Raw genomic sequence first — 7,035 nt, 5'->3', positions numbered from 1 at the left:
TGCGACACTAGCTCAGTTGGTAGAGCGCAACCTTGCCAAGGTTGAGGTCACGAGTTCGAACCTCGTGTGTCGCTCCAAAATTAAAAGCCTCGACGAATGTCGAGGCTTTTTTGTTTTTGATTGCATTATTAGGCTATAGGTTTGGGTGAAAATTTTCACACCAGCACGGTTAAATTAGAATGTTTTCATCATCCATACATCACAGCCATTATGCTCAGTACCTGGCATGGGCTCAGAAAGAAGGGTAAAACCAAGGGTTTGATAAAGATGAATTGCACTCTCCATTGTTGATAGTGTGTCTAAGTAGCATTGTGTGAAACCTTGATGCTGTGCAAAAGAAAGGCATTGCTCTGCGATCGCTTTACCAATGCCGTACCCACGACTTTCTGGTAGTAAGAAAAGCTTTTTCAACTCACACAGCGAATGGCTACCGTTGAAAGGAGCAATACCTCCGCCACCCATTAGTTGTCCATTCAATGTCGCTATCCAGTAACCACTTTTATTTTCTTGTCGGTAGTGTTGGCTCATACGATTGACTTCTGCGTCGGAAGGGCCGAATCCCTCACCAATAGCCCCAAATTCTGCGCCAACGGTTTTAATAATATTGGCCAGTGATTGATCAAATTCGCTGCTGATAGGGAAAATCTCTATTTTCATTTACAACCTCAATCGTGTTTGAATAAATGGGGGATCGCTTGAAAGCGCGTACTAGTATACCCAAATAGTTTGACGATGCAGATAAGTAGTTAGCCCTTGGTAATGGTGAGTATGAACATAGCTCAGTTTCGGTCACTTCAAATAAAGTGAAGTGAAACCTAAATTTAAAAGAACATGAGTGATAAAGGGATGGATATAATTGTTATTAATATGGGAACAAAGTGTTTTTCATTTGCGTAAAAGTCCCTTTGACTACGATTTCAATTTGGCTTTGACAGCGGCTTTCGTTACTATGTACAGCTACTTAAAAACCAAGAATCCCTTATTCCCTTTACGGGCTCCTTAAGGACACTGCTCATCAGCAGACGAGGAAACAATGCAACATCTACAACAGATTATTGCTAACGCGACTGTAGCGATTGACGCTGCTGAGTCGTTGGTTGCACTGGACGAAGTGCGTGTTCAGTATCTGGGCAAAAAAGGTGAGTTAACCGCTCAACTGCAAAGTCTAGGTAAATTACCCCCCGAAGAGCGTCGTACTGCCGGCCAAGAAATTAACGTTGCGAAAGAAATGGTACAAAAAGCCATTGCTGCACGTAAAGATAGCCTGCAACGTGCAGAGCTTGAATCGAAGTTAGCGGCAGAAACGATTGACGTTACTTTGCCTGGACGTCGTATTGAAAATGGTGGTTTGCACCCTGTAACCCGCACTATCGAGCGTATTGAAAGCTTCTTTGGTGAACTGGGCTTTACCGTTGAGTCTGGTCCTGAAATCGAAGACGATTTCCATAACTTCGATGCTCTGAACATCGCCGATGATCACCCAGCACGTACTGATCACGATACCTTCTTTTTTAATCCCAAGTTAATGTTGCGTACTCACACGTCAGGCGTACAAATTCGTACTATGGAAGAAAACCAGCCACCACTGCGTTTCATCGCACCTGGCCGTGTTTACCGTAACGACTACGACCAAACGCACACGCCAATGTTTCACCAGGTGGAAGGCATGCTGGTTGACGAAAACGTCAACTTTGCGCAGCTGAAAGGCATTCTGCACGACTTCCTGTGCAACTTCTTTGAAGAAGATTTGGAAGTGCGTTTCCGTCCGTCTTACTTCCCATTCACTGAGCCTTCAGCCGAAGTGGACGTGAAAGGTAAGAATGGTAAATGGCTGGAAGTACTGGGCTGCGGTATGGTGCATCCAAATGTATTGCGCAGTGTGGGTATTGACCCTGAAAAATACTCTGGTTTCGCCTTCGGTATGGGCGTCGAGCGTCTGACCATGCTTCGTTACGGTGTGAACGACCTGCGTGCATTCTTCGAAAACGATCTTCGTTTCCTAAAACAGTTCAAGTAATCCAGAGGTTTAATCACAATGAAATTCAGCGAATCTTGGCTTCGTGAGTGGGTTAACCCAGCGGTTACCACTGGCGAGCTTACTCATCAAATTACGATGGCCGGCTTGGAAGTTGACGACGTCCTTCCTGTTGCGGGTACTTTTACTGGCGTTAAAGTGGGCCACGTTGTGGAATGTGGTCAGCACCCAGATGCCGACAAACTGCGTGTGACAAAAGTGGATGTGGGCGAAGAAGAACTGCTCGACATCGTATGTGGCGCGCCAAACTGCCGTCAGGGCCTCAAAGTCGCGGTTGCGACGGTTGGCGCTGTACTGCCAGGTGATTTCAAAATTAAAAAAGCGAAACTACGCGGCCAGCCTTCTCATGGTATGCTGTGTTCTTTCTCTGAACTGGGCATTGATGTTGAATCCAACGGCATCATGGAACTAGCGGAAGATGCCGTTATCGGTACGGATTTCCGTGAATTCCTGGCGCTGGATGACGTCACCATCGATGTTGACCTGACCTCAAACCGCGCCGACTGTTTCAGCCTGCGTGGCATGGCACGTGAAGTGGGCGTATTGAACCGAACGGATGTGGCTGAGCCTGCCGTATCACCCGTTGCACCCACGATTGATGCGAACATTTCGATTGAAGTGAAAGCGCCAGCGGCGTGTCCTCGCTACCTTGGTCGCATTGTGAAGAACGTGAACGTTCAAGCGCAAACGCCATTGTGGATGCAAGAAAAATTGCGTCGTTGTGGCATTCGTTCCATCGACCCAATCGTCGACATCACTAACTACGTGATGCTTGAGCAAGGCCAGCCAATGCACGCATTTGATCTGGCGAAGATCGAAGGCGGCATCGTGGTGCGTCTGGCTGAGCAAGGCGAGAAACTTACACTGCTGGACGGCAACGAAGCGGAACTTAATGCCGACACACTGATCATTGCTGACCACAACAAAGCGCTGGCAATTGCGGGTATCTTTGGTGGCGAGCACTCAGGTGTGAGCACTGAAACCAAAGACGTGCTGCTAGAATGTGCCTTCTTCGCTCCGGATCATATCCGTGGCCGCGCACGCAGCTACGGTCTGCACACCGATTCTTCAATGCGTTTTGAACGTGGTGTGGACTACGCACTGCAATTTGCTGCGATGGAACGTGCAACTCAGCTTCTGATCGATATCTGTGGTGGCGAAGTTGCGCCAGTGGTTGCGGCTGAATCTGATGCCGATCTGCCAAAACCGAACACCGTGGCTCTGCGTCGAACGAAACTAGACAACCTGCTGGGTCACCACATCGCGGATGCGGACGTGGTTGAAATCCTGCAACGTTTGGGTATGACCGTTGAAATTACTACGGAAGGCTGGGCAGCGACAGCGCCAACTTGGCGTTTTGACATCGCCATCGAGCAGGATCTGGTGGAAGAAGTGGGCCGTATCTACGGTTACGACAATATTCCCAACCAAGCTCCAGCGGCTGCGCTGAACATGAACCTGCACAAAGAAGCAAACCTGCCTCTGAAACGCGTTCGTGATCTGCTGGTGGATCGTGGTTACCACGAAGCCATTACATACAGCTTCGTTGAGCCAGAGCAGCAAAAACTGATCGTGCCAGATGTTGAGCCTTTGATTCTGCCAAACCCAATCTCAGCAGACATGTCTGCCATGCGTTTAAGCTTGATTCAAGGTCTGTTGAACACTGTGGTTCATAACCAAAAACGTCAGCAACCACGCGTTCGCCTGTTCGAACAAGGTCTGCGTTTCATTCCGGATCAAGCAGCTGAAAACGGCATGCGTCAAGAGCCGATGTTGGCGGGCGTTATCTCTGGAGCTCGTAGTGAAGAACATTGGAATATCGAGACAGCAACCGTTGATTTCTTTGACCTGAAAGGCGACGTGGAAGCGATTCTGGAACTGACTGCAAACGGCAAAGCATACAGCTTCGCTGCGGCAAAACACCCAGCGCTGCACCCAGGCCAATCTGCTGCGATTGTTCTGGATGGCAAAACGATCGGTGTGATCGGGACGGTTCACCCAGAGCTTGAGCGTAAATTTGGTCTGAATGGCCGCACCATCGTGTTTGAAATCGAATGGTCAGCGATCAACAGTAAAGTCATTCCAGAAGCCGTGGCTCTTTCTAAATTCCCATCAAATCGTCGTGATATTGCTGTGGTTGTTGATCAAACGATTGCTTCTGGTGATATTGTTGATGCATGCCGAGTGGCGGGTGGAGAATTACTGAAAGAAGCAAAACTTTTTGACGTTTATGTTGGCAAAGGGGTTGCAGAAGGGAAGAAGAGCTTAGCTATTGCTTTGACACTTCAATCTTCAGAACGCACTTTGGAAGAGGCCGATATTGCTGCAGCAGTAGACAATATCGTCAAGGTGGTTTCAGAACAATTCTCTGCTACGCTACGAGATTAATCGTTCACTAACGGTTATTCATTCAAAAAGAGCAAGGCTGTGGCTTTGCTCTTTTTTTTTAGCCAGTGTTGCGCTTTCAGTGACTTCATTTAGCTTTAGGTATACAATCATTTTCAGCAAGTTTATGATTTTTCTGCTTATTCATGTATTTTTTATAATAGAGATAAAATGGAGCTGAATTTTTACATTCAGAATAAAATAGCAAAAATATTGTTTTGTTATTTTAAAATTCTACTGTTTCTTTTGTTTTATGTTTTTATTTTTTATTTTGTGAGAATTTAAGAGTAAAAATCCAACTTGTTGAATATGCTTTAATTATTTAGTTAAATAAAAAAGTTGGCGAAAATCATAAGCTTGACATACACTTTTGTTTAAAGCCGATATGTCTTTGATTGGCTAAGCAAAAATTGCTTTGGTGCTGCTTGAAGCAGCAAGGTTAAACCTAGCTTTGAGGGAAGTTTTATGGCGCTCACAAAAGCCGATTTGGCTGAAAACCTGTTCGAAAATCTAGGATTTAGTAAACGGGATGCCAAGGATACGGTTGAAGTGTTTTTTGAAGAAATTCGTAAAGCACTGGAAAGCGGCGAACAGGTTAAACTGTCCGGTTTCGGTAATTTTGATCTACGTGAAAAGAATGAACGACCTGGTCGAAATCCAAAAACGGGAGAGGATATTCCAATCACTGCTCGACGTGTCGTAACGTTCCGCCCAGGGCAGAAACTAAAAGCCCGAGTCGAGAACATTCAAGTCGAAAAATAAGACCGAGCATAAGGCCACGAATTAACGTGGCCTTTTTGTTATTACTCTCTACCGGCAAAAGCGGTAGAGAGTAATAGTAATGATAATAGAAGAAAGCATGAGTTATGCTGCTTGGATATTGGTTGTGATGTATGGCAACCAAGCTTGTTGATATAGGTTGAATGATTCTGTGCGGAATCGTTTGATTTGTGCACTTTCCCAAAGGCTGAGAGGTCGTTGCTCTTGGTTTGCTTGACGTTCAATTTGTTGGATCTGCTCATATAAAGCATGTTCGGGGCCACTTTTCACATCAGCGATGGCTTTTAAATGAAATTGCACTTCGGCAATAATTTTAGTTTTAGGTAATTCGACCAACACGTTGAGATCTCGATAACCAGACGGAGCGGGCGATTTAAAGCGGTTTTTTACTTTCACAATGGTCGCTTCGCGGCCTAGTGCTTCATACGCTTCAACTAAGCTTGGAACGTCATCTGCAATCATGGTTGCTCGGGCAAGGTCTGTGATGCGTTCTGCTTGTCCAGCCAATTCCAGTGTGACTTTTTCGCGGGCTCTCTGTTGCGATTTTACTCCGGAAAAGTGCGCCTGAGTTGAGGTTAACATTGCGGTACTTTTACACAATGTTTCGAGTTCATGTTGAGCTTGGTGTGCTTTACTATAGAGCACATCAAAATCATTGTAAGGTTGGATCATAGTATGGTAAGTCGTTTTAATACCATACAGGCCACTTAAGCTGTGTTTAAACCGCTGGGCATTAATCTGATTTTGGTACTCTCCTTGTGGCTCTTGTGAGGATGAATTGATGACCGGAATGGCTGCGGCAAAGGCTGGTGCTCGGCTTAGCGTGAGCAGCATAAGTGCCGTGGTTCTCAGCAATAGACTCATTCACTCTCCTTAACTTATGTGGTTTAGGTCAAAAGTAGAACCTAGAAGCATCCTAATCCAACAAAAAAGTCGTTACTTAGAGTATTGGGTCTATGAAAGAAAACTCAACGTTGTCTCTCTTTCATTTCTGTAGAGTGAGTTATTGGTCACAATAATTAGAAGCGTAAAAATGAAATCCGTTCCCTTGATAAATGTAACAAAAGATGAGGCAGCGCATTGCTATCGTAATTTGTCACAATTGGGTATGCTAGGCCTTTTTTGAGTTAAAGTGTTGTGATGAGCGATCTTGAATTTTGGCATAATAAATGGGCAATGAATCAAATTGGGTTTCACTTAATGGAAGTAAATCCATTATTGATGGAGTATTGGTCAGCAACAAACCCTCAGCGCCAAGATAAAGTCTTGCTGCCTTTATGCGGTAAAAGTGAAGATTTAGTTTGGCTTGCCGAGCAGCATGATGATGTTCAAGGGGTTGAGCTAAGCTCAATAGCGGTTCGCGCTTTCTTTGCCGAACATTTTTATACACCACTGGTGACGGACTTATCGGCTTACCATACCTCTTATCAGTTTGATGAACTCTGCTTGTATACGGGGGACATTTTTACTGCACCTCTTCAACCTGTGGATATTATTTATGATCGTGCTGCACTGGTTGCGTTGCCGGAAACTAGGTGGAATGAGTATGTTAAACGGCTACTTTCTTTACTAAACCCTGGTGGGCGAATTTTATTAGTGACACTTGACTATGAGCAAGGCGAGCTGAATGGGCCTCCATTTAGTGTTTCTGAAGCCGCAGTTCATCGATTATTTTCCGGGCTTTCTATTAAAAAATTGCATCGGGATGAAGTGGGGGTACCGCATCCGAAACGCGCGCAAAAAGGGCTAAGTCGTTTTGCAGAAGAAGTTTGGTTGATTGAGCGAAATGAGCACTAACGTTCATGAAATACCCAAGCCAATACAAAGGCTTGGGT

General features: G+C 45.4%; 6 protein-coding genes and 1 tRNA gene. 5 read left to right on the top strand and 2 right to left on the bottom strand.

Translation table 11 applies throughout. The features are described 5' to 3' along the window. The first annotated feature begins 1 nt into the window (after window position 1). Window positions 2-77, top strand: a tRNA-Gly gene (locus EXA13_RS03025). Between the two features lie 97 nt (window positions 78-174). On the opposite strand, the gene EXA13_RS03020 is transcribed toward EXA13_RS03025, so the two are convergent. After that, on the bottom strand, window positions 175-657 hold the full coding sequence (locus EXA13_RS03020; RefSeq protein WP_238130981.1) for a GNAT family N-acetyltransferase: 483 nt from the start codon (window positions 655-657) through the stop codon (window positions 175-177). Window positions 658-1,033: 376 nt separating this feature from the next. Here EXA13_RS03020 and pheS point away from each other — a divergent pair, with 376 nt between their 5' ends. The 3 genes from pheS to ihfA all read left to right on the top strand — a co-directional run bounded on the left by pheS (window position 1,034) and on the right by ihfA (window position 5,182). After that, window positions 1,034-2,017 (top strand): phenylalanine--tRNA ligase subunit alpha, encoded by a 984-nt coding sequence (pheS, locus tag EXA13_RS03015; RefSeq protein ID WP_238130982.1) that lies wholly within the window; start codon window positions 1,034-1,036, stop codon window positions 2,015-2,017. Between the two features lie 18 nt (window positions 2,018-2,035). Beyond that, on the top strand, window positions 2,036-4,423 hold the full coding sequence (gene pheT / locus EXA13_RS03010; RefSeq protein WP_238131795.1) for a phenylalanine--tRNA ligase subunit beta: 2,388 nt from the start codon (window positions 2,036-2,038) through the stop codon (window positions 4,421-4,423). A 462-nt stretch (window positions 4,424-4,885) separates the two neighbouring features. Then, a complete protein-coding gene (gene ihfA, locus EXA13_RS03005) occupies window positions 4,886-5,182 on the top strand; it encodes an integration host factor subunit alpha (protein WP_238118276.1) in 297 nt (98 codons plus the stop codon). A gap of 102 nt (window positions 5,183-5,284) precedes the next feature. On the opposite strand, the gene EXA13_RS03000 is transcribed toward ihfA, so the two are convergent. Then, entirely contained in the window at window positions 5,285-6,064 is a 780-nt protein-coding gene (locus EXA13_RS03000; protein WP_238118275.1) for a phosphoribosylglycinamide formyltransferase, read from the bottom strand. Window positions 6,065-6,340: 276 nt separating this feature from the next. Here EXA13_RS03000 and EXA13_RS02995 point away from each other — a divergent pair, with 276 nt between their 5' ends. Further along, entirely contained in the window at window positions 6,341-6,997 is a 657-nt protein-coding gene (locus EXA13_RS02995) for a thiopurine S-methyltransferase (RefSeq protein ID WP_238118274.1), read from the top strand. Window positions 6,998-7,035 lie beyond the last annotated feature (38 nt).

Origin of the sequence: Vibrio cincinnatiensis (assembly GCF_022113815.1) — a bacterium.
In the GTDB taxonomy this organism is placed as follows: domain Bacteria; phylum Pseudomonadota; class Gammaproteobacteria; order Enterobacterales; family Vibrionaceae; genus Vibrio; species Vibrio cincinnatiensis_A.
This window is presented reverse-complemented; position numbering and strand designations above follow the sequence as displayed.

Coding starts and splice junctions, on each gene's coding strand:
- EXA13_RS03020 (WP_238130981.1), bottom strand. CDS start 657: ATGAAAATAGAGATTTTCCCTATCAGCAGCGAATTTGATCAATCACTG.
- pheS (WP_238130982.1), top strand. CDS start 1,034: ATGCAACATCTACAACAGATTATTGCTAACGCGACTGTAGCGATTGAC.
- EXA13_RS03000 (WP_238118275.1), bottom strand. CDS start 6,064: ATGAGTCTATTGCTGAGAACCACGGCACTTATGCTGCTCACGCTAAGC.
- pheT (WP_238131795.1), top strand. CDS start 2,036: ATGAAATTCAGCGAATCTTGGCTTCGTGAGTGGGTTAACCCAGCGGTT.
- EXA13_RS02995 (WP_238118274.1), top strand. CDS start 6,341: ATGAGCGATCTTGAATTTTGGCATAATAAATGGGCAATGAATCAAATT.
- ihfA (WP_238118276.1), top strand. CDS start 4,886: ATGGCGCTCACAAAAGCCGATTTGGCTGAAAACCTGTTCGAAAATCTA.